Origin of the sequence: Delftia sp. 60 (assembly GCF_002754395.1) — a bacterium.
Classification (GTDB): domain Bacteria; phylum Pseudomonadota; class Gammaproteobacteria; order Burkholderiales; family Burkholderiaceae_C; genus Comamonas; species Comamonas acidovorans.
Map to the genome: position 1 here is coordinate 3,904,076 of NZ_PEFD01000001.1, position 23,838 is coordinate 3,927,913.

19 protein-coding genes and 1 pseudogene are annotated in these 23,838 nt (G+C 66.7%); 9 read left to right on the top strand and 11 right to left on the bottom strand.

Going from position 1 to position 23,838, the window contains the following annotated elements:
* Window positions 1-174: 174 nt before the first annotated feature.
* The 8 genes from CLV01_RS17725 to CLV01_RS28880 all read right to left on the bottom strand — a co-directional run bounded on the left by CLV01_RS17725 (window position 175) and on the right by CLV01_RS28880 (window position 7,992).
* Window positions 175-585, bottom strand: a complete 411-nt coding sequence (locus tag CLV01_RS17725) for a polyhydroxyalkanoate granule-associated phasin (RefSeq protein ID WP_013802450.1) — start codon at window positions 583-585, stop codon at window positions 175-177.
* 82 nt (window positions 586-667) lie between these two features.
* Window positions 668-1,759, bottom strand: a complete 1,092-nt coding sequence (locus tag CLV01_RS17730) for an MBL fold metallo-hydrolase (RefSeq protein ID WP_099733647.1) — start codon at window positions 1,757-1,759, stop codon at window positions 668-670.
* Between the two features lie 168 nt (window positions 1,760-1,927).
* Window positions 1,928-3,562 carry a DHA2 family efflux MFS transporter permease subunit gene (locus tag CLV01_RS17740; protein ID WP_013802448.1) on the bottom strand — a complete coding sequence of 545 codons (1,635 nt, stop codon included), beginning with the start codon at window positions 3,560-3,562 and terminating at the stop codon, window positions 1,928-1,930.
* Between the two features lie 45 nt (window positions 3,563-3,607).
* A complete protein-coding gene (locus CLV01_RS17745; protein WP_099733646.1) occupies window positions 3,608-4,969 on the bottom strand; it encodes an HlyD family secretion protein in 1,362 nt (453 codons plus the stop codon).
* A gap of 132 nt (window positions 4,970-5,101) precedes the next feature.
* Entirely contained in the window at window positions 5,102-6,577 is a 1,476-nt protein-coding gene (locus CLV01_RS17750; RefSeq protein ID WP_099735115.1) for an efflux transporter outer membrane subunit, read from the bottom strand.
* 69 nt (window positions 6,578-6,646) lie between these two features.
* Window positions 6,647-7,183: a MarR family winged helix-turn-helix transcriptional regulator gene (locus tag CLV01_RS17755; RefSeq protein WP_043791990.1), complete on the bottom strand. Its 537-nt coding sequence runs from the start codon at window positions 7,181-7,183 to the stop codon at window positions 6,647-6,649.
* Between the two features lie 164 nt (window positions 7,184-7,347).
* Window positions 7,348-7,662, bottom strand: a complete 315-nt coding sequence (locus CLV01_RS17760; RefSeq protein ID WP_099733645.1) for a DUF4148 domain-containing protein — start codon at window positions 7,660-7,662, stop codon at window positions 7,348-7,350.
* Window positions 7,663-7,788: 126 nt separating this feature from the next.
* Window positions 7,789-7,992: a hypothetical protein gene (locus CLV01_RS28880; protein ID WP_143290026.1), complete on the bottom strand. Its 204-nt coding sequence runs from the start codon at window positions 7,990-7,992 to the stop codon at window positions 7,789-7,791.
* Here CLV01_RS28880 and CLV01_RS17765 point away from each other — a divergent pair.
* The 4 genes from CLV01_RS17765 (at window position 7,983) to CLV01_RS17780 (ending at window position 11,310) form a co-directional block, all read left to right on the top strand.
* Window positions 7,983-8,720: an AzlC family ABC transporter permease gene (locus CLV01_RS17765; RefSeq protein WP_016446045.1), complete on the top strand. Its 738-nt coding sequence runs from the start codon at window positions 7,983-7,985 to the stop codon at window positions 8,718-8,720. The two genes, CLV01_RS28880 and CLV01_RS17765, sit on opposite strands and share 10 nt — an antisense overlap.
* 3 nt (window positions 8,721-8,723) lie before the next feature.
* Entirely contained in the window at window positions 8,724-9,020 is a 297-nt protein-coding gene (locus tag CLV01_RS17770; RefSeq protein WP_012205574.1) for an AzlD family protein, read from the top strand.
* A gap of 63 nt (window positions 9,021-9,083) precedes the next feature.
* Window positions 9,084-9,428, top strand: a complete 345-nt coding sequence (locus CLV01_RS17775) for a FlxA-like family protein (RefSeq protein WP_099733644.1) — start codon at window positions 9,084-9,086, stop codon at window positions 9,426-9,428.
* Between the two features lie 280 nt (window positions 9,429-9,708).
* Complete coding sequence (locus CLV01_RS17780; RefSeq protein WP_099733643.1) at window positions 9,709-11,310, top strand: methyl-accepting chemotaxis protein; 1,602 nt, start codon at window positions 9,709-9,711, stop codon at window positions 11,308-11,310.
* Between the two features lie 137 nt (window positions 11,311-11,447).
* Here the strand turns inward: CLV01_RS17780 and CLV01_RS17785 are convergent, their stop codons facing one another.
* Together CLV01_RS17785 and CLV01_RS17790 are read right to left on the bottom strand one after the other, a co-directional pair.
* Window positions 11,448-13,391, bottom strand: a complete 1,944-nt coding sequence (locus CLV01_RS17785; protein ID WP_099733642.1) for an AMP-dependent synthetase/ligase — start codon at window positions 13,389-13,391, stop codon at window positions 11,448-11,450.
* Between the two features lie 276 nt (window positions 13,392-13,667).
* A complete protein-coding gene (locus CLV01_RS17790; protein WP_012205578.1) occupies window positions 13,668-14,303 on the bottom strand; it encodes a GntR family transcriptional regulator in 636 nt (211 codons plus the stop codon).
* Between the two features lie 114 nt (window positions 14,304-14,417).
* Here CLV01_RS17790 and scpA point away from each other — a divergent pair, with 114 nt between their 5' ends.
* From scpA to CLV01_RS17815, 5 genes and pseudogenes are all read left to right on the top strand, one after another.
* Window positions 14,418-16,595 carry a methylmalonyl-CoA mutase gene (scpA, locus tag CLV01_RS17795; RefSeq protein ID WP_099733641.1) on the top strand — a complete coding sequence of 726 codons (2,178 nt, stop codon included), beginning with the start codon at window positions 14,418-14,420 and terminating at the stop codon, window positions 16,593-16,595.
* Between the two features lie 25 nt (window positions 16,596-16,620).
* Window positions 16,621-17,661 carry a methylmalonyl Co-A mutase-associated GTPase MeaB gene (gene meaB / locus CLV01_RS17800; RefSeq protein ID WP_099733640.1) on the top strand — a complete coding sequence of 347 codons (1,041 nt, stop codon included), beginning with the start codon at window positions 16,621-16,623 and terminating at the stop codon, window positions 17,659-17,661.
* A gap of 56 nt (window positions 17,662-17,717) precedes the next feature.
* On the top strand, window positions 17,718-19,250 hold the full coding sequence (locus CLV01_RS17805; protein WP_012205581.1) for an acyl-CoA carboxylase subunit beta: 1,533 nt from the start codon (window positions 17,718-17,720) through the stop codon (window positions 19,248-19,250).
* A 211-nt stretch (window positions 19,251-19,461) separates the two neighbouring features.
* Window positions 19,462-21,510: an acetyl-CoA carboxylase biotin carboxylase subunit gene (gene accC / locus CLV01_RS17810; protein WP_063326165.1), complete on the top strand. Its 2,049-nt coding sequence runs from the start codon at window positions 19,462-19,464 to the stop codon at window positions 21,508-21,510.
* A 152-nt stretch (window positions 21,511-21,662) separates the two neighbouring features.
* Window positions 21,663-22,633: pseudogene (locus CLV01_RS17815) on the top strand (chemotaxis protein).
* Between the two features lie 36 nt (window positions 22,634-22,669).
* On the opposite strand, the gene CLV01_RS17820 reads toward CLV01_RS17815, so the two are convergent.
* A complete protein-coding gene (locus CLV01_RS17820) occupies window positions 22,670-23,764 on the bottom strand; it encodes a LacI family DNA-binding transcriptional regulator (RefSeq protein WP_012205586.1) in 1,095 nt (364 codons plus the stop codon).
* Between the last annotated feature and the right edge of the window lie 74 nt (window positions 23,765-23,838).

Consider the following 23,838-nt stretch of genomic DNA (forward strand, 5'->3'; position numbering starts at 1 on the left):
CCTGCCGCGGCCGTGTTTTCAGTCTCTGCATGGAGTCCATGCCTGGAAATGCGGCAGCGCAGCAAAACGGAACGAAGGCCGCGAGGATACCCGAACCTCGCCCTCGCATCGGCCCTGCCGCGTGGCCGCGCTCCGGTGAATGGAGCGGGCTTGATATGGGTGGATCAGCCGTGCTCAGCCGCGCGCCAGGCGCTTGGCATTAGCCACCGCCGTGCGGTGCACGGGGGCCAGGCCCTTGCCCACCACGCCCCACATGGCGTTCTGCCATTGCGAGGCCTGCGATGCCAGGGCACCGCCGTTCCAGGTGGCGGTGCTCCAGGGTGTCCAACACATGCGCATCCAGGCCTGCATCAGGGCCTGGCTGGCAACCATGGACTGCATGCCCATCGCCGCCCAGGATTGCTGGAAGGCTGTCTGTTTCTCGGACACCATGCGTGTGAATTCACGCCGGTCCCGTGCGGAGGGATTGGCGCCTGCCATGGCCATGCGGGTGAGGCGATGGGCCACGACCTGGGGCGCTGCGACGGCCAGGTCGGTGGCCTGGCGGGCGACCAGGGCGGCCCGGGGGTTTTTGCGATTTGCCATGTGCACTCCTGAAGCTGGGTTCACTTTATCCAGATGGATGCCGGCCCGCGTAGGCCGATGACGCAATGCAGCAAAAACGGATTTATCGCGGCTGGGCCTGTGGCGCTGACGCGGCTGCGTCCTGCACGGCAGGGGATACCAGGGCACGCCACCAGCGCTCGCCTGCATGGGGGGCATCCAGGTCCACGCGCTCGCCCATCATGGGGGTCGCCACGGCAATGCCGTGCTCGGCACCCAGGGCCAGCACGCGCTCGAAGGGGTCCCACCAGGCATGCATGGCCAGGCTGAAGGTGCCGTTGTGAATGGGCAGCAGCCAGCGTCCGCCCAGGTCGCGGTGGGCCTGCACGGTCTGGGCCGGGTGCATGTGCACATAGGGCCAGTGCGGGTCGTAGGCGCCGGTTTCCATCAGCGTGAGGTCGAAGGGGCCGAAGCGCCGGCCGATTTGCGCAAAGCCGTCGAAATAGCCGCCGTCGCCGCTGAAGAAGACGCGCAGCGTGTCGGCGCTTTCCAGGTCCTCGATGACCCAGGACGCCCACAGCGTGCGGTTGCCGTCGCGCAGGCCCCGGCCCGAGAAATGCTGGGCCGGCGTGGCCGTGAAGCGCAGGCCGTCCACCTGCACGTCCTGCCACCAGTCGAACTGGCGCACCTTCTCGGGGGCCACGCCCCAGTCCATGAGCCGGTCGCCCACGCCCAGCGTGCACAGGAAGAAGTCGACCCGGGGCGCCAGGGCGCGGATGGTGGCACTGTCCAGATGGTCGTAGTGGTCGTGCGAAAGCACCACGCCGCGCAGCGCGGGCAGTTCATGCAGGGCGATGGGTGGCGCATGAAAGCGCTTGGGGCCGATGAAGGAAAAGGGCGAGGCGCGCTCGGCAAACACCGGGTCGGTGATCCACCAGCCGCCGCGCAGCTTCATCAGCAGCGTGGAGTGGCCCAGGCGGTACAGGCTGCGCTCGGGCGCGGCGACCAGGTCGGCCGGGGTGAGCCGCTGCACGGGCAGGGGCGTCGCAGGCTCGGTGTCCTTGGGCTTGTTGAAGAAGAAGTCCCACATCACCTTGGCGTCGGGCTGGGGCGCGTTGGCGGGGCGGGGATGGACGTTGCGAAAGCGCCCGCCCACCGACTGGGGTGATTGGGCGTAGTCGGCAATCGGGGCGCGGAAGATGCGGGGTGTTTTCACGGTGCTCCGTCGGTGTTCAGGCCGCCGCCATCATGGAACCGGTGGCGCAGCCCTGTCGAGATGGTGGTCTTGGCGGCCCGATTCAAGGCGCCTTGCGTGTCGTCATGTAAACAAAAAAGGAGCTGCCCCTGCAGGCAGCTCCTTGTCGTGATGGCCGCAAGCTGGGCCTCAATGGGCGCCGGCCGCCTCGGCACCGCCGGCATGGCCCGCAGGGCGCCTGGTCATCCAGATCAGCACGATCAGCACCAGGAACAGCACGGACGACGCCAGGAAGATGTCGTCCGCCGCCCGCGTGTAGGCCTGCTGGTCGATGAGGCGGTTGATCTGGGCCAGCGCCTGCGCCTGGCTCAGGCCTGCGGCCTGCAGCCCCTGCAGGGTGACGCCGAACACGCCCTGGCCCTGGATCAGCCCTTCTGTCAGATGGGCGTGGTGCAGCGCGGCGCGGTTTTCCCAGAGCGTGGTGGCGATGGAGGTGCCCATGGCACCCGCCGTGATGCGCACGAAGTTGCTCAGGCCTGCGGCGGCCGGGATACGGTCCGGCGAGATGCCCGACAGCGTGATCGTCGTCAGCGGGATGAAGAAGAACGCCATGGCCCCGCCCTGGATCAGCGTGGGCACCAGGATGTGCATGAAGTCCGTCTCCACCGTGAAGCGCGAGCGCATCCACAGCACCAGGGCGAACACCACGAAGGCGCCCGTGGCCATCTTGCGCGGGTCCCACTGCGTGACCTTGCGGCCCACCAGCGGCGTCAGGATGATGGCGAAGATGCCCACCGGCGCCAGCGCCATGCCGGCCGTGGTGGAGGTATAGCCCATCCACTGCTGCAGCCACAGCGGCAGCAGCACCACGTTACCGAAGAACAGGCCGTAGGCAATCGACAGTGCCACCGAGCCCGCCGCGAAATTGCGGCGCATGAACAGGCGCAGGTCCACCACCGGGTGCGCATCCGTCAGCTCCCAGACCAGAAAGACCACGAAGCTCACGATGGCCAGCACGCACAGCGTGACGATCTCGCCCGAGGCGAACCAGTCCAGCTCCTTGCCCTTGTCCAGCATCAGCTGCAGCGCGCCCACCCACAGCACCAGCAGGGCCAGGCCCACGGAGTCGATGGGCAGCTTGCGCGTGGGGGTCTCGCGGCTGCGGTAGATGCTCCAGGTCATCAGGGCCGACAGCAGGCCCACGGGCACGTTGATGTAGAAGATCCAGGGCCAGGAGATGTTGTCCGTGATCCAGCCCCCCAGCAGCGGCCCGACCACGGGCGCCACCAGGGTGGTCATCCCCCACAGCGCCAGCGCCACCCCGGCCTTGGCCGGCGGGTAGCTGGACAGCAGCAGCGTCTGCGACAGCGGGATCATGGGGCCGGCAACCAGCCCCTGGAGCACGCGGAACAGCACCAGCATCTCCAGCGACGAGGCAAAGCCGCACAGCCAGGAGGTCAGCACGAACAGCAGCACGCTCATGGTGAACAGGCGCACGGCGCCGAAGCGCTGCGTGAGCCAGCCCGTGAGCGGCACCGAGATGGCATTGGCCACGCCAAAGCTGGTGATCACCCATGTGCCCTGGCTGGGGCTGACGCCCACGTCGCCCGAGATCGCCGGAATGGCGACGTTGGCAATGGACGAGTCCAGCACGTTCATGAAGGTGGCCAGCGACAGGGCCAGCGTGCCCAGGGCCAGCTGGGCGCCCTTGAGCGGTGCGGGCCGTGCGGGCATGGCAGGCGGTGCCGAGGGTGGCGCGGCAGGCGGCACGGTCGGCCCACCCGGCTGCGCCGGCTCCGGCACGGCGGTGGTAGAGGAAGTCATAGGCAGTCCGCGTAGGTTCTGGGAAGGCGGGGAAGCGATGCCTGCTTACTTGGACTGCGTGGCCTGCGCGTCAACCGGCGCGGAGGCCACGGCGGCTGGCGCCTTGCCCTGTGACCTGTCTTGCGCATCGGCCATGGCAACGGGCGGCAGCTCGGGCAACTGCTTGAGCGGCGCCACGTTCTGGCCTGCCACGATGTGGGCGATGCGTTCCTCGGCCTGGGGCAATGCCATGTCGTAGATGGAGGTCTGGGCCACGGGGGCATTGCGCGTGGCGGTTGCCAGCACTTCACCCTGCTGGTCGCGCACGTCCACCTTGACTTCCATGGACAGGCCCACGCGCAGCGGGTGCTGGGCCAGGTCTTCCGGCGCCAGCGCAATGCGCACGGGCACGCGCTGCACCACCTTGATCCAGTTGCCGGTGGCGTTTTGCGCGGGCAGCAGCGAGAAGGCCGCGCCGGTTCCTGCGCCCATGCCGACCACGGTACCGTGGTAGCTGATCTTGTCGCCGTAGACATCGGCCGTCAGTTCGGTCTTCTGGCCTATGCGCAGCTGGGCCAGCTGGCTTTCCTTGAAGTTGGCATCCACCCAGAGGTTGTGCAGGCCCACCACCGTCATCAGCGGCGCGCCCGAGGCCACGCGCTGGCCCAGTTGCACGCCGCGCTTGGCCACATAGCCTTCCACGGGAGAGACCAGGCGCGTGCGCTGCAGCGCCAGATAGGCCTCGCGCACCTTGGCGGAAGCGGCGATCACGCTGGGGTGCTCTTCGGCGCTGCTGCCCTTGGTCTGGGCTTCGGCAGCGGTCAGCTGCGCCTTGGCGGCGCGCACGGCGGCTTCTGCTGCAGAGGCGGCATTGCCTGCCGTGCGGGCCAGGGACTGGGCGTGGTCGAACTCTTCCTTGCCCACGGCGCCCGTGGCCAGCAGCGGGCGGCGGCGGTCCACGTCCTCGCGGGCGCGGGCGGCATCGGCCTGCAGGCGGGCCAGGTCGGCCTCGCGCTGGGCCACCTGGGCGACCAGGGGCGCGTTGTTGGCATACAGGGTGCGCACCTGGCGCACGGTCTGGGCCAGTTGCGACTCGGCCTGGGACAGGGCGACCAGGGCATCGGCCGAGTCCAGCTGCACCAGCAGCTGGCCGGGCTTGACGTAGTCGGTGTCGTCGGCGCCGATGCTGATCACCGTGCCGCCGATCTGCGGCGTGATCTGGACCACGTTGCCCGCCACATAGGCGTTGTCCGTAGTCTGGTAGTTGCGGGCCACCATCCAGTGCCAGCCGCCCCAGGCGACGGCGGCCACCGCGACGGCGGCGGCGATGAGGGTCAGGCCCTTGCGGCGGCCCTGCGGATTGGCCACGGGCGAGGCTGCGGCCGGTGCGGCGGCAGGGCTGGGTGCTTGCTTGTTGGTGTCGGTCATGGTGTACGGCGCTTTGTTATCTGTGAATGTGGTTGTGCGGCCGGGGCAGGGAGCTGGCGGTCTGTCACGCTGGCTGGCGGTCTGCCCGGTGGAGGGTCAAGAGTGCGGTGGATTCCTGTGCGGGTTGCGATCTCAGTGCTGGCTGACCTGCACGGCAGCCGTGCCATCGGTCCAGCCGCCGCCCAGCGCCTTCATCAGCGACACGCGCGTGTCCAGCGCGCGGGCGCGCAGGTCCACGTCCAGGCGGCGCTGGGTGATCACCTGGGTTTCGGTGTTCAGCACCGTCACCTGGCTGGCCAGGCCCGCCTTGTAGCGCTGCACGGCAAAGTCGTAGGCGCGTTCGGCCTTCTCCAGCGACTCGGCCTGCAGCTGCTGTTGGCGCACCAGCGATTGCACGGAAGTGATGGCGTCGCCCGCTTCCTTGACCGCATCGAGCACCACGCCGTTGTACTGGGCAATGGCGGTGTCCAGGTCGGCCTGCGTGCCGCGCAACTGGGCGCGCAGGCGCTTGCCGTCGAACAGGGGCAGGCGCAGCGCGGGCGTGATGCCCATCTGGCGCGAGCTGCCCTTGAACAGGTTGTCCAGGCCGATGGCATTGAGGCCGATGAAGGCCGTGAGATTGATATCGGGGTAGAAATCCGCCCGCGCGCTCTCTATGCCCTGCGTTGCGGACTCCACGCGCCAGCGCGCGGCCACTACATCGGGCCGGCGGCCCAGCAGGTCGGCACCCAACTGGCCGGGCACGGCCTGGATCTGCAGCGCGGCCAGACGGGGCGACAGCTGCAGCTGCGCCTCGGGCGCCTGCCCGCAGAGCACGGCGATGGTGCGGCGCGCCAGCGTGATCTGCTCGTCCAGCATTTCGATCTGGGTGCCGGCATCGGGCAGGCCGGCCTGGGCCTGGGTCAGCTCCACCTGGCTGTCCAGCCCGGCGCGCGTGCGCTGCTGGCTCAGGTCCAGTAGCGACTGGCGCTGGGTCAGCGTGCGGCCAGCCACATCCTTTTGGGCAATCAGGCGAGCCAGCGCCACATAGCTGCGCGCCACCTGGGCGGCGAGCTGGTTGGCGGCGGCGGCGCTGTCGGCCTGGGCGGCACGGGCCTGGCCCAGGGCGGCCTGCAGGTCGGCGGCATGGCGGCCAAAGAAATCCGGCGTCCAGCTCAGGCCGGCCTGCAGGTTGCCGGTGTTGTAGGTATGGCCGGCAATGGGTGCGGGCACCAGGCCGTTGGCGCTGTAGTGCTGGCGCGTGGCGTCGACGCCGAGCGTGCCGCGCACATCGGTGGCCGTGCTGGTTGCCGTGGCCAGGGCGGCCGCCTTGTCGAAGCGGGCGCGGCTCATGGCCAGGCTGGGGCTGCCCTGCAGCGCCTGGGCGATCAGCGCATCCAGCTGGGCATCGCCCAGGGACTTCCACCAATCGGCGGCGGGCAGGCTGGTATTGGCGCCTGTCTCGGACTGGGTCGTCAGCCCCAGGTCGGCGGCGGCCAGCCGGGCCAGCGGCTCATGGGCCGGGCCCTGGGAAGCACAACCGGCCAGGGCCAGCGCGGCGCACAGGGTGGTCGCTGCGGCGGCCACGCGGCGGGGCGCGGCGGACACGGAAACAAAGGATTTGGGCATGGTGGTCTGCCTGTTGGGGGTCAAGAATCAGGAAATCGGAAACCGGGGCGGAAAAAGGGGCTGGCGCTGTCAGCCGACGGGCGTGGCAGGCGCAGGGGCCGGCGGCGCAGCTTCCGGCGCGCGCATCGCATCGCCGTTGGCCAGCAGGCGGCGCAGCATGTCCAGCAGCTGGCGCGACTCGTCATGGCTGAAGCCGGCCATATGGGCATTCATCACGCTGGACAGCACCTGCGGCACCTTGGCCGCCATGGCACGGCCTTCATCGGTCAGCACCAGCTTGACCACGCGCCGGTCCACCGTGGAGCGCTCGCGCCGCAGCATGCCCTTGGATTCGAGCCGGTCCAGCGCCCGCGTGATGGAGGCCGGATCCAGCCCCAGGTCACGCGCCATGCCGGCATTCGTGGCGTCGCTGCACAGCAGCAGCTTGTACAGCGGCAGCCACTGCACATAGGTCAGCTCATGCTCGGCCAACTGCGCATCGGCCTGCTGGAGGATGGAACTGAGCACCTTGCGCATGAGGAACCCCACGCTCTCGAAGGGCGTGTAGCTGCCTGGGCTGTAGAAGTCCGAGGGCTGCAGGCCGTTGGGCAGGGGAGGCTGGGTCATGGTGTCTGCGGGTGAAATAATTGACTGCGCAATGATTGTTGCGGCAATTATTGCAGAAACACCGGTTGACCGTGTGACGCGAGGGTGCCGGGGACGGGATCAGGGTTATCCAGACTCGCCGGTGGCTTTCAGCTCCCCAGATCCGCAACCGGCCGCCTTCAAGCTCACTTGTCCTGGGCCAGGGCATGTCCCTTCTCCAGCCTTGCCACGGCCTCCCGGTAGGCGGGGCTGGCGCGCAGTTGCTGGTAACGCTCCAGGCCGCGCTGGTACTCGGTGGAGCGGACATCGATCTCGCGGTCCGAGACATAGGTGAGTCCGGCGCGGTGCCACATTTCCAGGTCGGCCAGCACCTGGGCACGGCTGAGGTCGGTGGGGGCAGCAGTGGAGGAGGGCGTGGCGTCCTGGGCGAGGGCGGTGCCGGCCAGGCCCAGGTTGAGGGCGGCCAGGGCGATGAAGCGGGTGAAGTCGGAAGTGCGCATGGGGAACCTTTCAGGTGAAGCGAAGTGATGAGGGCTGCATGGTCCCGCCGCCGCCCTGGCCGGCACAGCCGTTTGCGACGCACTGCAGCATGGCGGGAGCCAATGGCTGTTGGGTTTCGTGAAATGTCAGGAGGGCAGGCGCGGCCGTCCGAGGAGCGCCGCCAGCCATGGAAATGGGTTGAGCGGCGCTTGTGCAGCACTTGTGCGGCAGATTATTTCCAGTTGCTTGAATAAACCGGCATAAACGTCCGTGAAATGGCTGGCGAAAGCATGAATCGGCAGCAAATTCCAGCGGCACAGGCCGACAATCGCCGCTCTCCATGTCTTCATCCATTCCACTTTCCCCCGCTGCCGTTTCGGCAGATTCCGTCTCCCGCAGTTCCGAGGCCTTTCGCGGCTTCAGGGATGCGATTCCCGTGATGCTGGGCTTCGTGCCCTTTGCCCTGGTGCTGGGCGCCCAGGCCGTGCAAAAGGGGCTGGCACCGCTGGAGGTTCCTCTCATGACCGGGATGAACTTCGGCGGCGGCTCGGAGTTCACGGCCATACGGCTGTGGACTTCGCCGCCGCATGTGCTGCTGATCGTCGCCATGTCCTTCCTGGTCAATTGCCGGCACATCCTGATGGGTGCGGCGCTGGCGCCGTATCTGCGCCATCTGCCCAGGCGCCGTGCGCTGCCGGCCCTGTTCTTCATGTGCGACGAAAGCTGGGCGCTGGCCCTGGCAGACGCCCAGCGCAGTGCTGCCCGGCGTGTGAGCCTGCCTTACTACATGGGCGTGTCGGCAGGCCTGTACATGGCCTGGGTGTCGTGCACGGCGGCCGGTGCCTTTCTGGGACCGCGTATTGGTGACCTGGAGCAGTACGGCTTCGACATGGCGTTCACCGCCGTGTTTCTGGTGCTGCTGCGCGGCATGTGGAAGGGCGTCAGGCCTTGCCGGCCCTGGCTGGTGAGCCTGCTGACGGCGGCCCTGGTCTACAAGCTGGTGCCTGGCGCCTGGTATGTGGCGGCCGGCGCCGTTTCGGGCCTGATCTGCGCGGCCTTGCTGGCGCCCAGGAGCTGAGCGATGGAAGCCACAACCTTGCTGACGCTGGTGCTCATGGCGTGCAGCACGTATTTCACGCGAGTGATCGGCTACCTGCTGCTGCGCGGGCGCACGCTGAGCCCGCGAATGCAGTACGTGATGGAAAGCCTGCCGGGCTGCGTGCTTATCTCGGTGATTGCCCCGGCGTTTGTGTCCGAGCGGCCGGCCGATCTGCTGGCCCTGGTGGTGACGCTGGTGGCGGCCAGCCGGCTGCCCATTCTGCCGACGGTGCTGATCGGCATTGCATCGGCGGGAGCGCTGCGGCATTGGCTGGGGTGACTACTGGCGGGGCAGGCGTGTTTTCGGCCTTCAGTTTGTGCGGCGGTGGACGATGTATGAGGCATGCAAGTCTCATCCTCCACATCGGCTTCCGCCTCGGGAGCCGCTTCATCCTCCGGCGGCAATGACATCGCTGCGTTGCAGCGCAAGCTCATGGAGCTGCAGCAGGCGCTCAAGGAAGTGTCTTCCGAGAACATCGACGCCAAGGCCAAGCAGACGAAGGCCAAGCTGCTGCAGTCGCAGATCATGATGGTGCAAAGCCAGATCGAGGCGCTCATGCGCGCCAGGCAGCAGGCCCAGATCGACAAACAGCGCGAGCAGCAGCAGGCGGCTGAAGCCAAGTCGCCGTCCCAGCCGAAGAGCAACAAGGCGCCCGGACTGGGTGGCGTGGTCGACGTCTACGTCTGAATGGAAATGGCTCGTGCTTTCACGGGCCATTTTTTTGATGATATCAATGTAACTTACATGAATGGATTGGCCGTGCCTTGGATGGGTTGACCTGGCAACGGGGTTGAGGGCAGGGGCGGGCATCCGCACTGTGGCGGGCGTCTTTACACATCTCGCGGAACTTATTGAGTTTTGTCTCTCAAGAAATCGGCCACCGCTACCGATAAGGCAGCTAATGTGACTGCCTGGATGCGATAGCGATGGCCTATACCGACGGCAGCACTGGGCCAGAGGTTCTGCGATGAAAAAACTCAGCGATGTGCGTATCGGTACCCGGCTTACAGCCGTCTTTCTTGTCCTGCTGGTCTGCCTGATGGCCGTAGGGGGCGTCGGCGCAAGGGCGCTGGGCCATGTGTTTTCGGGCACGGAGACCCTGTACCAGGACCGTGTGGTTCCACTCAAGCAGCTCAAGCAGATTGCGGATGCCTATGCCGTCAACGTCATAGACACGGTCAATAAAGCCAATGCGGGCCTGATCACGGCGCAGGAGGCATCGGCCAGCATCTCGGGCACGCTGCCCGCGATCGAGGCCGCCTGGCGCAGCTACTCGTCCACCCAGCTCACAGCGCAGGAGGCCGTGCTGGCCAAGCAGGCCCAGGCACTTTTCGCGCCGGCCAACCAAAGCATCGACAAACTGCTGCAGCGCCTCAAGCAGCTGGACGGCAAGAAGGCCGGCAGCCTGGATGAGTTCGACGGCGCGCTGTATGCCAGCATCGATCCCATCAGCGCCAAGATCGGCGAGCTGGTCGAGCTGCAGCTCAAGACGTCGGAGGATGTCTATGGGGACTCCAGGGAGGTTTTTGCACGCTCGCAGATGCTGATCTACGGTTTTGTGGCGGCTGCCGTCATCCTGGCCGTGGCCCTGGGCTACATGGTCACGCGCTCCATCACGGTGCCCTTGAAGTCGGCCGTGGAAGTGGCCCGGCACATCGAGCAGGGCGACCTGGCGTCCGAGATCCAGGCCACTGGTCGTGACGAGGTCGGCGACCTGCTGCGCTCCATGAGCGCCATGCGCGAGTCGCTGGCAAACATCGTTGGCGATGTTCGGCGCGGCGTGGAGTCGGTGACCACGGCCTCCAGCCAGATCGCTGCCGGCAACCAGGATTTGAGCAGCCGCACCGAGCACCAGGCCTCCAGCCTGCAGGAAACGGCGGCGTCGATGGAGCAGCTGGCCGGCAACGTGGGCCAGAGCTCCGAGAACGCGCGGCAGGCCAGCGCCCTGGCCGTGCGTGCCAAGGAGGTGGCCGGCGTGGGCGGCGGCGCGGTCGCCAGGGTCATCGGCACCATGGACGAAATCTCGGCCAGCAGTGGAAAGATTGCCGAGATCACGGGCGTGATCGACTCCATTGCCTTCCAGACCAATATCCTGGCGCTCAATGCAGCGGTGGAGGCCGCGCGGGCAGGCGAGCAGGGCAGGGGCTTTGCCGTGGTGGCCGGGGAAGTGCGTTCCCTGGCCCAGCGCAGCGCCGCTGCGGCGCGGGAGATCAAGGCACTGATCACGGCGTCCACCGACAAGGTGCGAATGGGCGGCAACCAGGTCCGGGAAGCAGGCAAGGCCATGGATGCCATTGAAGCCCAGGTGAGCGAGGTGGCATCGCTGATCGAGGCCATCTCTGCCTCCAGCGTGGAGCAAAGCGGTGGCCTGGGGCAGATCACCCAGGCCGTCTCCCAGATGGACCAGGTCACGCAACAGAATGCCGCCTTGGTGGAAGAGTCGGCAGCCGCTGCAGCCAGCCTGGAACGGCAGGCGCGGGTGCTTGCACAGGCGGTGGCCACGTTCCAGATCAGCTCGGCGAAGGAGATCGGCATGGCGAGCCCCAGCCTGCCACTGGCAGCTGCTTGACGCAGACCCAGGAAGAGCGTGCGCAGTGCGCTCTTCCTTTCTTTTGATCAATCAATGTAACTTACATGAATTGAATCCATATCAAAAATAGAAAAAGCCGCCGTTTTGCGCGGCGGCTGCTTGTCAGGAACAGGGGGTCAACCCGCGCTGTTGCGGCCTTGCCAGCGCTCGGCAGGCTTGCTGTACATGGCGGCGATCTGCGACTCGAACCGGGTCATGAGGTTATTGCGCTTGAGCTTGAGGGTAGGCGTCATCAGCCCGTTTTCTATGGTCCAGGGCTCCAGCTCCAGATGCACGGCGCGTGGCACGGCATAGCGGGCAAAGCTGGCCACCTGCTTTTCGATGCGTGCCAGTGCCTCGCGTTCGGCGGCGGAGTGGTTCAGGCTCTTGGGGTCTTCGGGATCCAGGCCCAGGCGCTGGGCCATGGCCTGCCATTCGCCGCGCTCGATCACGGCCACGGCGGCGATGAAAGGGCGGTCTTCGCCCACGACAAAGACCTGGGTGAAGAACGGGTCGCCGGTAATGGCCAGCTCCAGGTCGGCCGGTGGAATCTTCTCGCCGGTGGAGGTGACGATGATTTCCTTGATGCGTCCCTGTATGCGCACGCGCCCGTCCTCGATCACCGCCTGGTCGCCCGTGCGCAGCCAACCGTCGTCGGTGAAGGTCTTGGCGGTGTCTTCGGGGCGCTCCCAATAGCCGCGCATCACGCAGGGGCCACGCACCTGCAGTTCCCGGTTCTCGCCAATCCGCACCTCCACGCCGGGCAAGGCGTGGCCCACGGTGGCGGGGTGGTTGTCCTCCAGCGTGTTGGCGCAGACCACGGGTGAGGTTTCCGTCATTCCATAGCCCTGGATCAGCGGCAGTCCCAAGCCCAGAAAACAGCGCGCAATCGTCGGCGACAGCGGCGCGCCGCCACTGACGGCCACGCGCACGCGGCCACCGAACTGGGCCAGCAGCGGCTTGGCCACCAGGTGGTTGAGCACCGGCCAGGGCAGCCATTGCATCCAGCCCGGCACTTCGGGCTGGGGCGCTTGCGCATCGGCAATGCCTTGTGTTTCACAAAATCGCTGCCAGCCCCTGGCCTGGGCCAGCTCGAACAGTTGGGCCTTGAGCGGTGCACGGGCCAGCGTCTCCATGACCTTGGCGTGCACGCGCTCGTAGATGCGCGGCACGGACACCAGCACCGTGGGGCGCTGGGTCTTGAGATCCTCGGCCAGCTGGGCCACCGAGCGCGCATAGGCCACGCAGGCGCCCACGGCCAGCGCCAGGTAGTAGCCAGCCGTGCGCTCGAAGGTGTGCGACAGCGGCAGGAAGGAGAGGAAAACATCGTCGCTGCGCGGCTGCAGCCGCTGCATCACGGCCTGCACGTTGGAGACCACGTTGCGGTGCGTGAGCATCACGCCCTTGGGCTTGCCCGTGGTGCCCGAGGTGTAGACCACGGCGGCCAGGTCCTCGGCAGAGGGAGGCGGGGGCAGGGGGACTGCGCCGCCTTCAGCGAGCCATTGGGCCAGCGGTTGCACGGGGATCTGGCGCAGGGCCTCCAGTGCGGCGGCATCGCCTTCGGCTTCAGGCTCTGCGGCCCGGGAAGCCGGCTTGGCCGACGCCACGACCACCTTGCGCAGCGCAGGCAGGGCCTGGCCCGTGGCGCAGATCTTGTCCCAGGTGGATTGCTGTGCCACGAACAGCATGGAAACCTGGGCGTTGGCCAGGATGTAGGCAATGCTGCCCGCGTTGTCTATGGCGTGCAGCGGCACGGGCACATGGCCACAGCGCAGGCTGGCCAGGTCGATGGACATGGCGTCCAGACCGTTGGGCAGCAGGATGGCGATGCGCGATCCTGCCGGCAGCTCCTGCGCGGCGAGCGCCTGCGCCCAGAGGGCCACACGCTCGCCGGCCTGTGCCCAGTTCAGCGTCTTCCAGCTGCGCGCATCCTCGTCATAGGCCCGGTAGGCCTCGCCTGCGGGCGTCTGCTGCACGCGCAGGGCCAGCATTTCCACCAGGGTGGAGGCCGTGGCCATGCTGGCATCGGCTGGCAGGCTCATGGCCAGGGAAGGGGCGCGGGCTGGGTCTTGGATGCTCATGCGAGGAGGGTGCAGGCCGAAGTGGATGTAGCCGCTGATGATAGCCGGGGCTTTCCGCAGGCCCTGGCGTCAGCTTCGGACATGAGAGGGTGCGGCGCACGCGTTTATGCTGCACTGCAGCGTTTTCGTGTGTCCACTCTGAAACCAACCAGGAGCCGCATGTCTGCCTACGTCGCCACCGTTGCACACCGGGCCCGATTCCAGACGGGGCGGCCGCCTGCGCGTCATGGCCGCGCCAGAGGGTGCCGGCTGTGCAAGAGCGCCGAACGGCAGGCTTCAGGACGCCGCAGCCAGGCCGTTCTGAAAATGCTGACGCATGGCCTGGGCCGCTGCAGCGCCATCGCGGCGCAGCAGGGCCTGCATGACGGTCTCGTGCTCGGCCAGCGAATCCTCGATGCGGCCCTGCTTGAACAGCGACTTGTGGCGGTTGAGCTTCATCACCTTGCGCAGATCGGCCACCAGCTGGTTGCGCCAGCGGTTGTCGGCAATCTGCAGCAGCTGCATGTGAAAGCTCTCGTTGAGTTCGAAGAAGCGGTCTGCATCGCGCGTCTGCGCCTTGAGTTCCTCGTGGGTCTGCTGCAGGGCGGCAAGCTCTTCGTCGCTGCCCGATTCGGCCACCACCTGAACGGCATCGGATTCCAGCAGGCTCAGCAGGTGATAGACATCGGCAATGTCCTTGGACGACACCTCGGTCACATAGGCGCCACGGCGCACCTTCATGGTGACCAGGCCCTCGGCGGCCAGCACCTTCAGGGCCTCGCGCAGCGGGGTGCGGCTGATGCCGTATTCCTCGGCAATCTTCAGTTCGTCGATCCAGTCACCGGGCGCCAGCTCGTGCTCGAAGATGCGCAGGCGCAGCTTCTCTGCAACCTGTTCGTAGAGAGCGCGGGGAGTGAGGGTGTTTGTCGACATGTGGCCCGGATTGTATCGGCAAAGATATTTTGAATGAATAATTATGAATGATGTAAACTGCGGCAGCTCTGGGGCATGCCCTCAAGGGCACCTGTCATTCACGAGCCTGAGAACATGAGACAAGAACATCCGACAGCGCAGAACGGCCAGGAATTCGCAACTGCCGACCTGCAGAAATGGGCCCAGGCGGCCGCCAAGGCCGCTCCCGGGGGCGACATCCAGGCACTGCACTGGACCACGCCCGACGGCATCGACGTCAAGCCGCTGTACACGGCGGCAGACACGGCCAACCTGCCCCATACGGATAGCCTGCCAGGCTTCGAGCCCTACATCCGCGGCCCGCAGGCCACCATGTACGCGGGCCGGCCCTGGACCATTCGCCAGTACGCGGGCTTTTCCACGGCCGAGGAGTCCAACGCCTTCTACCGCAAGGCGCTGGCCGCCGGCGGGCAGGGCGTGTCGGTGGCCTTCGACCTGGCCACGCACCGGGGCTACGACAGCGACCATCCGCGTGTGACGGGCGATGTGGGCAAGGCCGGCGTCGCCATCGATTCGGTCGAGGACATGAAGGTGCTGTTCGACCAGATTCCGCTGGACAAGATCAGCGTGTCCATGACCATGAACGGCGCGGTGCTGCCCGTGCTGGCCGGCTACGTGGTGGCGGCCGAGGAGCAGGGCGTGGCCCAGGACCAGTTGTCGGGGACCATACAGAACGACATCCTCAAGGAGTTCATGGTCCGCAACACTTATATCTACCCGCCCCAGCCGTCGATGCGCATCATCGGCGACATCATCGAGTACACGAGCAGGAACATGCCCAAGTTCAACTCGATCTCGATCTCGGGCTACCACATGCAGGAGGCGGGCGCCAACCAGGCGCTGGAACTGGCCTTCACGCTGGCCGACGGCAAGGAGTACGTCAAGACCGCCACGGCCAAGGGCATGGATGTGGACGATTTCGCGGGCCGGCTGTCCTTCTTCTGGGCCATCGGCATGAATTTCTACCTGGAAATCGCCAAGATGCGCGCGGCCCGCCTGCTGTGGTGCCGCATCATGAAGGGCTTCGGCGCCAAGAAGGCCAAGAGCCTGATGCTGCGTACGCACTGCCAGACTTCGGGCTGGTCGCTGACCGAGCAGGACCCCTACAACAACGTGGTGCGCACCACCATCGAGGCCATGGCCGCCGTGTTCGGCGGCACGCAGAGCCTGCACACCAACAGCTTTGACGAAGCCATTGCGCTGCCCACCGAGTTCTCGGCCCGCATTGCGCGCAACACGCAGCTGATCATCCAGGAAGAGACCCACATCACCAATGTGATCGACCCCTGGGCCGGCAGCTACATGATGGAGAAGCTGACCCAGGACATGGCCGACGCCGCCTGGAAGATCATCGAGGAGGTCGAGGCCATGGGCGGCATGACGGCCGCCGTGGACTCGGGCTGGGCCAAGCTCAAGATCGAGGCCGCCGCCGCCGAGAAGCAGGCGCGCATCGACTCGGGCAAGGATGTCATCGTCGGCGTCAACAAGTACAAGCTGGCCAAGGAAGACGCCATCGACATCCTCGAGGTGGACAACGTCAAGGTGCGCGACAGCCAGATCGCACGCCTGAACCAGATCAAGGCCAGCCGCGATGCAGCCAAGGTCGAGGCCGCCCTGCAGGCGCTGACCCAGGCCGCCGAAAGCGGCGAGGGCAACCTGTTGGACTTGGCCATCCAGGCCGTGCGCCTGCGTGCCACGGTGGGCGAGGTCTCGGATGCGCTGGAGAAGGTTTTCGGGCGCCACCGCGCCGATACGCAAAAGGTGACCGGCGTGTATGCAGCAGCCTACGACTCGGCCGAGGGCTGGGAAAAGCTCAAGGGCGAGATCGATGCATCGTCCGAGCAGCTGGGCCGACGCCCGCGCGTGATGATCGCCAAGCTCGGCCAGGACGGCCATGACCGCGGCGCCAAGGTGGTGGCCACGGCCTTTGCCGACCTGGGCTTCGACGTGGACATGGGCCCGCTGTTCCAGACGCCCGAGGAATGCGCGCGCCAGGCCATCGAGAACGACGTGCACGCCGTGGGCGTGTCCACGCTGGCGGCCGGTCACAAGACCCTGGTGCCGGCCATCATCGAGGAGCTGCGTCGCCAGGGCGCGGACGACATCATCGTCTTCGTGGGCGGCGTGATTCCTGCGCAGGACTACGACTTCCTCTACAACGCCGGCGTCAAGGGCGTCTACGGCCCGGGCACACCCATACCGGCCAGCGCCAAGGATGTGCTCGAACAGATCCGCCAGGCCAACAGCCTCTGAGCCCGCCGCAGTGACTCCCGAGCAAATGCAAGACGGCATCCTGAACGGCAACCCCGCCGTTCAGCGCCGGGCCATGGCCAAGGCCATCACCCTGCTGGAATCCACGCGCACCGACCACCGTGCGGCGGCCGATGTGCTGCTCACGGCCCTGCTGCCGCATACGGGCGGGTCTTTCCGCCTGGGCATCAGCGGCGTGCCGGGCGTGGGCAAGAGCACCTTCATCGAAACGCTGGGCCTGTTCCTCATCGCACGCGGCCTGCGGGTGGCGGTGCTGGCCATCGACCCCTCATCCACCGTGTCGGGCGGCTCCATCCTGGGCGACAAGACGCGCATGGAGCAGTTGTCCGTTCACCTGGACGCCTACATCCGCCCCAGCCCCAGCAGCGGCACCCTGGGCGGCGTGGCCGAGAAAACCCGCGAGGCCATGCTGGTCTGCGAGGCGGCTGGCTACGATGTGGTCATCGTCGAGACCGTGGGCGTGGGCCAGAGCGAGATCGCCGTGCAGGGCATGTGCGACATGTTCTGCCTGCTGCAACTGCCCAATGCGGGCGATGACCTGCAGGCCATCAAGAAGGGCGTGATGGAGCTGGCCGACCTGGTCGTCATCAACAAAGCCGACATCGATCCCCATGCCGCCACGCGCGCCCAGGCCCAGATCACCTCCAGCCTGCGCCTGCTGGGCATGCACGGCAATCCCGAGCACGCCCACCACGACGAGCGCCTGTGGCAGCCCAGGGTCATCACCATCAGCGCGCTCAAGCAAGAGGGCGTTGACGGCTTCTGGAGCGCGGTGGAGGAATTCCGCCGCCTGCAGCATGCCAACGGCCGCCTGGCGCTGCGCCGCGAACGCCAGGCCCTGTCCTGGATGTGGGAGCGCATCGACTCCGGCCTCAAGCAGGCCTTCCGGCAGCATCCGCAGGTGCGGGCGCTGCTGCCCCAACTGCAGGCCGACGTGGCAGCAGGGCGGATCGCGGCCAGCACGGCCGCCAGAAATCTGCTGCAGGCGCAGGCCGGGCCCGCAACGGCGCCGGCTCCAGCGGCAGCACCCGCCGCAGCGCCGCAGTGACCGCAGACAAGACAACACCAGCAACCCGTACCGTTAGACGTTAGAGGAATCGCAGCATGCAAGACATCCTGGATCAACTGGAGACAAAGCGCGAACAGGCCCGCCTGGGTGGCGGCCAAAAGCGCATAGACGCACAGCACAAGAAGGGCAAGCTCACGGCGCGAGAGCGCATCGAGCTGCTGCTGGACGACGGCACCTTCGAGGAATGGGACATGTTCGTCGAGCACCGCTGCACCGACTTCGGCATGGAAAACAGCAAGATCCCCGGCGACGGCGTGGTCACCGGCTACGGCATGATCAACGGCCGCCTGGTCTTCGTCTTCAGCCAGGACTTCACCGTCTTCGGCGGTGCGCTGTCCGAGACCCATGCCGAGAAGATCTGCAAGATCATGGACCAGGCCATGAAGGTCGGCGCCCCCGTGATCGGCCTCAACGACTCGGGCGGCGCCCGCATCCAGGAAGGCGTGGCCTCCCTGGGCGGCTATGCCGACGTGTTCCAGAAGAACGTGCTGGCCAGCGGCGTGGTGCCGCAGATCTCCATGATCATGGGCCCCTGCGCGGGCGGCGCCGTGTATTCGCCGGCCATGACGGACTTCATCTTCATGGTCAAGGACAGCAGCTACATGTTCGTCACCGGCCCCGAAGTGGTGAAGACCGTGACGCACGAGGAGGTCACGGCCGAGGAGCTGGGCGGCGCCATCACCCACACCACGCGCAGCGGCGTGGCCGATATGGCCTTCGACAACGACGTGGAGGCGCTGATGATGCTGCGCCGCCTCTACAACTACCTGCCGCTGAACAACCGCGAGAAGGCGCCCGTGCGCTACACCTCGGACCCCGTGGACCGCGCCGACAAGTCGCTGGACACCCTGGTGCCCGACAACGCCAACAAGCCCTACGACATGAAGGAGCTGATCCTCAAGACCGTGGACGACGGCGACTTCTTCGAGCTGCAGCCCGACTACGCCAGGAACATCATCACCGGCTTTGCGCGCATGGACGGCCAGACCGTGGGCATCGTCGCCAACCAGCCCCTGGTGCTGGCCGGCTGCCTGGACATCAAGAGCTCCATCAAGGCCGCGCGCTTCGTGCGTTTCTGCGATGCCTTCAACATCCCCGTGGTCACCTTCGTGGACGTGCCCGGCTTCATGCCCGGCACCAGCCAGGAGTACGGCGGCATCATCAAGCACGGCGCCAAGCTGCTGTACGCCTACGCCGAGGCCACGGTGCCGAAAATCACCGTCATCACGCGCAAGGCCTACGGCGGCGCCTATGACGTGATGGCCTCCAAGCACCTGCGTGGCGACGTCAACCTGGCCTGGCCCCATGCCGAGATCGCCGTGATGGGCGCCAAGGGCGCCGTGGAGATCATCTTCCGCGAGGACAAGAACGACCCTGCCAAGCTGGCCGCGCGCGAGGCGGAGTACAAGGCCCGCTTCGCCAACCCCTTCGTGGCAGGAGCGCGCGGCTTCATCGACGATGTGATCCAGCCGCATGAGACGCGCAAGCGCATCTGCCGCTCGCTGCAGATGCTCAAGAACAAGCAGCTGGAAAATCCGTGGCGCAAGCATGGAAACATCCCCTTGTGAAGCACCCCCTGAGCGGCTACGCCGCTTCCCCCTCTCTAACTCGCTTCGCGAGGGAGGGGGACGACACCCTCGGTGCGGGGCGGCCCTTCCTCGGTGTCCCTCGCTTTGGTCGCGCCGGTTACTGACAGTGCTGGCGAAGCGCAAAACAGGGACAGCGAAGCTGACGACAGCTCCGGTTCCCATGATTTAGTTCCAAGAATGGGCTAAGAAGATGTTCAAGAAGATCCTGATTGCCAACCGCGGCGAGATTGCCTGCCGCGTCATCGCCACCGCCCGCAAGATGGGCATACAGACCGTGGCGGTGTACTCCGATGCGGACCGCGAGGCACGCCACGTCAAGCTGGCCGACGAGGCCGTGCACATCGGCGCCGCGCCCAGCCGCGAGTCCTACCTGCAGGCCGACCGCATCATTGCCGCGTGCAAGCAGACCGGCGCCCAGGCCGTGCACCCGGGCTACGGCTTCCTGTCCGAGAACGAGGCCTTCGCCCGGCGCGTGGAGGAAGAGGGCATCACCTTCATCGGCCCCAAGCACGCGGCCATTGCGGCCATGGGCGACAAGATCGCCTCCAAGAAGCTGGCCGACAAGGCGGGCGTGAGCACCATCCCCGGCTACAACGACCCCATTGCCGGCCCCGAGGCCGCCGTGGAAATCGCCAAGGGCATTGGCTACCCTGTGATGATCAAGGCCAGCGCCGGCGGCGGCGGCAAGGGCCTGCGCGTGGCCTACAACGACAAGGAAGCCTTCGAGGGCTTTGCCAGCTGCCAGAACGAGGCACGCAACAGCTTTGGCGACGACCGCATCTTCATCGAGAAATTCGTGCAGGAGCCGCGCCACATCGAGATCCAGGTGCTGGGCGACGGCCACGGCAACGTGATCTACCTGAACGAGCGCGAATGCTCCATCCAGCGCCGGCACCAGAAGGTGATCGAAGAGGCGCCGTCACCCTTCATCAGCGACGCCACGCGCCGCGCCATGGGCGAGCAGGCCGTGGCCCTGGCCAAGGCCGTGGGCTACCAGAGCGCGGGCACGGTGGAATTCGTGGTCGGCAAGGACCAGGATTTCTACTTCCTGGAAATGAACACCCGCCTGCAGGTGGAGCACCCGGTGACCGAGTGCATCACCGGCCTGGACCTGGTCGAGCAGATGATCCGCGTGGCCGCTGGCGAGAAGCTGGCCATCGCGCAGGAAGACGTCAAGCGCAATGGCTGGGCCATCGAGTGCCGCATCAACGCCGAGGACCCGTTCCGCAACTTCCTGCCCTCCACGGGCCGCCTGGTGCGCTTTGCGCCGCCCGAGCAGACCATGTGGCAGGCCGACACCGGCCACCTGCACGGCGTGCGCGTGGATACGGGCGTCTATGAGGGCGGCGAAATTCCGATGTTCTACGACTCGATGATCGCCAAGCTCATCGTGCACGGCAGCGACCGCAACGACGCCATCGCCAAGATGCGCGAGGCGCTCAATGCCTTCGTGATCCGGGGCATCAGCTCCAACATCCCGTTCCAGGCCGCGCTGCTGGCCCATCCCAAGTTCAAGAGCGGCGACTTCAACACCGGCTTCATCGCCGAGCACTACTCCCACGGCTTCCACGCCGAGGACGTGCCCCACGGCGACCCGGACTTCCTGGTCGCCCTGGCCGGCCACATGAACCGCCGCTACCGCGCGCGCGCCGCCACCATCAGCGGCCAGATGCGGGGGCACGAGCTCAAGGTCTCGGCCGACTACTGCGTGGTCGTGCTGGGCGCCGAAGGCCAGCACCAGTACCGCGCCGTGCAGGTCTCGGACTTCGATGCCGAAAGCCGCGCCAGCACCGTCACGGTGGATGGCAAGCCCTACACCTTCCGCAGCGAAACCCCCATGCGTGCCATGTGCGTGCAGGGCAGCTGCAACGGCAAGCCCTTCACGGCCCAGGTCGAGCGCGGCACGGCCAGGAACCCGCTGGCCCTGCGCGTCATCCACAACGGCACGCAGATCGACGCCCTGGTGCTCTCGCCGCGCGGCGGCGAACTGCACCGCCTCATGCCCTACAAGGCGCCGCCGGACCTGTCCAGGTTCCTGCTGTCGCCCATGCCGGGCCTGCTGGTGGACGTGGCCGTGCAGCCGGGCCAGAAGGTGCAGGCGGGCGAGAAGCTGGCAGTGATCGAGGCGATGAAGATGGAGAACATCCTGTTCGCCTCGCAGGACGGCGTGGTCGGCAAGATCAGCGCCAGCAAGGGCGATTCGCTGGCCGTGGACGATGTGATCCTGGAATTCGAGTGATTCCTGCGCCGCGGGGCGGGGCGGTGGCATGCATGAAGCATGTCGCCGGCCGCCCGGCGTTGCTGTTCCGACTCAGGTGCAATAAATTTTTGCTAAATCCGAGGCGCTCGCTTTAGAATTTGTAAAAATATGTGTCACTCTCCAGGACCGGCATGAACCTCAATTCCAAGGCAGCTCAAAGAGAGATCGACGAGCGCACCAACCTCACCAGCAACAACAAGTTCGAGCTGCTGCTGTTCCGGCTGGGCAGCGACTCCGGCCTGGGCCAGTCCGAGCTGTTCGGGATCAATGTGTTCAAGGTCCGCGAAATCGTGGCCATGCCGCATATCACGCCCATCGCGGGGGCACGGCCCATTCGCTGGGTGTGGCAAACCTGCGCGGGCAGGTGATCCCGGTGCTGAATCTTCCCGCCATCATGGGCTGCAAGCCCCAGACCGGCCTGAACATCATGCTGGTCACCGAATATGCGCGCACCACCCAGGCATTCGCGGTGGAGTCCGTCGAGGACATCGTGCGCCTGGATTGGAAGCAGGTGCTGTCGGCCGAAGCCAGCGGCACCGGCGGCAAGCTGGTCACCAGCATCGCCCGCCTGGATGGCGACACCGACAACTCGCGCCTGGCCCAGGTGCTGGATGTGGAGGCCATCCTGCAATTGGTGTCTCCCACCGACGCCCAGGAAATCACGCCGGAAAAAGTGGGTGCCAGGCTCAAGCTCAAGCCCGGCGCCATCGTGCTGGCCGCCGATGATTCCTTCGTGGCGCGCTCGCTGATCGAGAAGGAGCTCAAGGTCCTGCAGGCACCGTATGAGATGCTCAAGTCCGGCAAGGAGGCCTGGGACCGCCTCAACGCCATTGCCGACAGCGCCCAGGCGGAGGGACTGACGGTGGCCGACAAGGTCGCCCTGGTGCTGACCGACCTGGAGATGCCCGAGATGGACGGCTTCACGCTCACCCGCCACATCAAGCAGGACGCGCGCTTCCATTCCATTCCCGTGCTCATCCATTCCTCGCTGTCCGGATCGGCCAACGAAGACCATGTGCGCAGCGTTGGCGCGGACGGCTACGTGGCCAAGTTCGCGGCAGAGGATCTGGCCGAGACCCTGCGCCGCCTGCTGCCGGGCTGATGGCCACGGAGGAGGGCTCACAAAGCCCTCTTCGCTTCAACTGCTCTGCCGCACCACCAGTTCGTAGCCCAGATCCACGCTGGGCGGCTCCACGGCCTCGCCACGCATCAGCTGCAGCAGCATGCGCGCACCTTCGGTGCCGATATGGCCGCGCGGCGTGCGGATGGTGGTCAGCGGCGGCACCATCTGGTCGCTGCCGGGCAGGTCGTTGAAGCCTGCGATGGCGATCTGCTCGGGCACGCGTATCCCCCGGCGCAGAGCCTCCAGCAGCGCACCCTGGGCGATGTCGTCGTTGCAGAAGAACAGGGCATCGACGGCAGGGTCCAGGCGCAGGGCCGCGTCCAGCAGCTCGGCGCCCAGCGCCATCGACGTGGGGCGGGGCCAGAGCAGTTCCAGGGCGGGGTCATGCAGGCCCGCCGCCTGCAGGGCATGGCGGTAGCCCGCGGCGCGCTGCATCACGCGAGCATCGAGCTGGCCTGCGCAAAAGGCAATGCGCCTGTGTCCGCGCTCCATCAAGTGCCGCGTGATGGCGGCCCCGGCCTCGGCCTGCGAAAAGCCCACGCTGGGCGCACCAGGCTCGCCGCCCAGTTCCATCAGGTGCACGCAGGGGACCTTGCTGGCCTGTACCAGTTCACGCGCAGCGGGGCTGCGGTCGAAACCCGTGAGCAGCAGGCCGGCCGGGCGCATGGGCAGGTAGGTGCGCAGCAGCTGTTCTTCTTCCGCCCGGTCGTAGTGGGTCACGCCGATCAGCGCGTGGTAGCCCGCAGAGAACAGCACCTTGTGAACCGCCTCGATCAGGTCCACGAACAGCGTGTTGGACAGCATGGGCACCAGCACCAGCACCTGGGCGCTTTTCTGCGAGGCCAGGGCGCGTGCGGCGGGGTCGGGCACGTAGCCCATCTGTGCGGCGGCCGTGCGGATTTTCTCGACCAGGGCCGGGTCCACGCGGCGCTCGCCGCGCAGGGCGCGCGAGACCGTCATGGGGCTGACGCCAGCGGCCTGTGCCACATCGCTGAGCGTGATGCGCCCGCTGGCCCGCGAGGAGCGGGCGCGGCCCGTGGCGGGCAGGGCCGGGCCGGAAACATCGGCGGAGGGCGATTCTGGGGAGGCAGGCGGAATCTGACGGGCCAAGGGATTGTCCTAGGTCGGGGGCGGGAGGGTTGAAGATTATGATAGCGCTATCCCAATCATTCGAAGGCCCTTGC